General features: G+C 71.8%; 4 protein-coding genes. All 4 read right to left on the bottom strand.

Annotation, left to right across the window (positions count from 1 at the left end; translation table 11 throughout):
• Window positions 1–106: 106 nt before the first annotated feature.
• The 4 genes from EEJ42_RS05475 to EEJ42_RS05490 all read right to left on the bottom strand — a co-directional run bounded on the left by EEJ42_RS05475 (window position 107) and on the right by EEJ42_RS05490 (window position 2893).
• On the bottom strand, window positions 107–508 hold the full coding sequence (locus EEJ42_RS05475; RefSeq protein ID WP_148081856.1) for a hypothetical protein: 402 nt from the start codon (window positions 506–508) through the stop codon (window positions 107–109).
• A gap of 399 nt (window positions 509–907) precedes the next feature.
• On the bottom strand, window positions 908–1162 hold the full coding sequence (locus tag EEJ42_RS05480) for a hypothetical protein (RefSeq protein WP_246096098.1): 255 nt from the start codon (window positions 1160–1162) through the stop codon (window positions 908–910).
• Window positions 1163–1556: 394 nt separating this feature from the next.
• Window positions 1557–1925, bottom strand: coding sequence for a hypothetical protein (locus EEJ42_RS05485; RefSeq protein ID WP_123098865.1), 369 nt, complete (start codon window positions 1923–1925; stop codon window positions 1557–1559).
• Window positions 1926–2488: 563 nt separating this feature from the next.
• Window positions 2489–2893 carry a hypothetical protein gene (locus EEJ42_RS05490; RefSeq protein ID WP_123098866.1) on the bottom strand — a complete coding sequence of 135 codons (405 nt, stop codon included), beginning with the start codon at window positions 2891–2893 and terminating at the stop codon, window positions 2489–2491.
• Between the last annotated feature and the right edge of the window lie 219 nt (window positions 2894–3112).

Here is a 3112-nt window from a genome sequence, read left to right on the forward strand (position 1 = left end):
CGGCCGGGGGAGGGCGCGGGGGCGGCCCGGCGGCCGGGGGCTCGACCGCACCTGCGGGGCGGGGCCGTCAGAGAAGGTGCCGGTGGTCACAGCGCGGCACGCCTCGTCAGTGGACGCGGACTTCCGTGGTTTCGGCGACGGTCAGGATGAACGCGGGCAGCGTCGACCGGTCTTCGATCATCGCCCGGTACATGCGGTGGAGGCCATCGATCAGCAGCAGGGCCCGCTCGCCGTCGAACTCCATCGTGGCGATGATCACTGGCTCGTCGAGGTCGGTCTGCATCGCGTGTTCGGCGCTGAAGTGGGACTGGTCCGGGCCGAAGATCGGGTACCAGGTCTTGCCTTCAGAGCCCGGCTTGAGCAGATGCAGGTGGTAGCGGGCTACCCAGTCGGCAACAGGGGTCTGTACGACGGCGCGGGGCTGTTCCTCCAAGAGGTTCTGAGCCCTGTCGATGTTGAACACCCATTTCCCGTAGCGGGACATCTGGGGGCGGGAAGCAGGGGCCATGAGCACTCCTTGACTCGGCTGGACGGCTTGGGGTCGGGGCCGGGCCGTGCGGTAGAGGGCTTGTGCACGGCACGGCCCGCCTGGCCGGTCGCTCACCGCCGCACGAGAAGCAGGTTCATGCGGGGCCTTCACCGGCTGAACTCACCTTCGCCCACTGCGGGGTAAGCGACACAACCCACGCTCTCCCGCTCAGCGGGCGGCAACGGGGCGAGCCGGTGGGTGTACGGGGGCATCCCGGCGGCCCCGGCCTGGGGGCGTGCCCGGAGCGGGGCCGCGGAGGTGTGTGACCGGTGGCCTCAGCCGGTGGTCAGGGCGTGGCGTGGGTCGTCGGCGTGGTGTCGCCGGTCTGCGCGGTGGGGGTGTCGGGGATGCGGGTCCACCTGCCGAAGTCGTCCTCGCTCAGGGCGACGGAGAACCAGTCGGCGTCGGGGGCGTTGTTGCGCAGGAAGCCAAAAGCACGCGGACCGGCGCCGGGGCGGGGTGGGTGGCGATGTGCTCGCATTGGAAGGTGTGCGTCTCCTCGGGGGCCTTGTAGGGGTCTCCGTCGTAGTAGCGGGCGCCGGGCACGAAGAAGTCGGCGGGCGTGGTGTCGGCGTCGAGGTTGTCCTCGATCCGGGCGGTGACGGTCACCGGGCGCGGGCGGGGCGTGGTCACGGTCGGGCCCCCTAGCGTGGTGGGCGAAGGGTGTGGCCGGGCCGCGCGCTGCGGGAACGAGGGTCCGCATGCGGCGCGGCCCGGCTTGCCGGTCGCTCACCGCCGTACAGAGGGGGTCTGCGCGGGGCGTGACCGGCTGCGCCGACTCTGGACCGCGACAGAGTTAGCACCACAACCCCTGGTTGGGCCGCGCGGGGACGGCCAGCCGGGACGGCAATGCGGGCCGCGCGGCGCTGAAAACGGGTGCAGGCATGTGGAAACGCTCCGCCCCCGCCGGAGAACGGCGGGGGCGGAGCGTGCACGTCCGGCCGGTGCGGCCTGGGGCCGGGCACCGTCGGCCCCCACACCACCACACACCGGTCAGGGCGGACGACAGGCCTGGCGCAGGAGTGGGTCAGGTCAGGTCGCTGGCGTCGCCGCCGGAATCCTGCGCGCTACCGCGGGCGGCGCGAGGCGATACCTGGTTCTGCCGGAGCTGGCGCAGGCCGAGCGTCAGGAAGCCTCCGGCCATGCCCAGCGGGACGGCCATGACGACCGCCAGGAGGAGCGCCGACAGCGTCTCGTTCCGCATCACCGCGTGGGTCACCGAAACGGAGATCAGTGCCGCCGCTGCTGCGTAGAGGAGACCGCCCTTGACCATCTGGCAAGGGATGAGAGGCTCGTCCCGGTGCTTCCGGCCCTTGGAAGTGATGACCCCTGCGGCCAGCATGGCCACTACTCCGCCCGCCCAGGAGACGGCCAGCAGAATATCGGTCAGTGACATGTGAATCACTCTTTCTTCGCTCGGTAAACGGACTTGCCGGGTCGATACGGCGACCTCGCCACACATCCGGCGTAGCTGGTGCCGCTCCTCCGGCACCTTCGAGGAGGCTGTGCGGGGAGGAGGCGCGTGGGGTTGTCGCGCCGGCACCGACAACGCTGCCGGGGACCTGGCCAAGCCGCGCAACCCCGGCGCCACCCGGCCTGATGACCGGAAGCAGACAGGGCGCTCGCAGCAGTCAGAGCTGGGCATCGAGACGATGCGAGCCTGCGGTGTCCGGGAAATGACGAAGCCCGCCGCGCACTGGAGGAAGCGCAGCGGCGGGCCGGGGTGCCGAATTCCAATGCACCGGCAGCTCAGTTTTTCGAATACGCCGGTGGCTCTCCGCCAGGGAACCGGCCCACGGACGGTCGCGGCGGACAAGGGCGGTTGGCTCAGCGACGACGGGGGCGACAAGCGAGCACACCGCAGCCTGGTGCTCGTACGCCCAGATCACCGCGGCGCCCGTTCACCCGGGCCGACGGGCGGCGCCTGCCCGCACCGACCGGCTGGCGGCGCTGGGGAGGTCAGACTTGGCGGTCGCCGTGAGCGGACAGTTCCTCGGCGTGCGGCTCGATGGCCAGGGTGACCGCCCGGGCCCGCTCCACGGCGGCGTGTGCCTTCGCGGTGGCGTTGTTGCGGCCGGTGAGGGTGTGGGCGGTGTTCAGGGCCTCCCACGCCTGGTCAACATCGTCGTGCGTTTCGATGACCTCGTCGCGCAGCGCGGTGGGGCTGAGGGGTTCGAGAGTGTGGAGGTGGTGGGTGAGGGTGATCAGGTTGCGGGGCGCGTGGCTGAGGGATGCCTGTCGGGCGGCCTGGTACGCGGCCAGGGCAGCGGACCGGAGCGGCGTCTCGGCGGCGTACGGGCGGCGGGCGGGCGTGTTGTGCGGGGTGGCGGGCCGGGGAGTACTGGTGTCGATGTGGGCGGTCACGGTCCGCGCGGGCTGAACAAGCNGTGGGCGGTCACGGTCCGCGCGGGCTGAACAAGCGTGGTCACAGCAAAGCTCCCTGAGCGAGTGGCGGGTGGGGACGAGGGCGGCCGGGCCGCGCGGTGCAGGAACGAGGGGCCGCACGGGGAGCGGCCCGGCCTGCCGGGCGCTCACAAGCACACGAAGCCGGGGGTGGCTTCGTGTGGGGCGTGCCCCCGGCTG

It is taken from the genome of Streptomyces botrytidirepellens (genome assembly GCF_003721215.1).
GTDB classification, from domain to species: Bacteria; Actinomycetota; Actinomycetes; order Streptomycetales; family Streptomycetaceae; genus Streptomyces; species Streptomyces himastatinicus.